This window comes from Mammaliicoccus stepanovicii (genome assembly GCF_002902525.1).
GTDB lineage: Bacteria > Bacillota > Bacilli > Staphylococcales > Staphylococcaceae > Mammaliicoccus > Mammaliicoccus stepanovicii.
In genome coordinates, this window is record NZ_PPQZ01000107.1 from 1 (window position 1) to 223 (window position 223).

The 223-nt window shown below is 35.0% G+C and carries 1 protein-coding gene; it reads right to left on the reverse strand.

Annotated elements, in window-relative coordinates:
* Window positions 1-223: Cna B-type domain-containing protein (locus tag CD111_RS11305; RefSeq protein ID WP_142380962.1), on the reverse strand; the 223-nt coding region annotated here is incomplete at both ends.

Genomic DNA, 223 nt, shown 5'->3' on the forward strand with positions numbered 1-223 from the left:
AATTTCTTGACCATCTTTGTATTTTGGTAATTGATTAAACTCATATTGCCATCCATCTTGTTCACTGACTTCTACTGAATCTATTTTTTCACCATTCGCTAATAAGTTGACTGTTACTTTCTCTGGACGTTTACCATCTTGGTTGTCGTGGTCTTTCCATACTTTTTCCCCTGATACTTTTGTAGATTCAGGTTTATATGTGTTTGTGATGTTTAAGTCACCC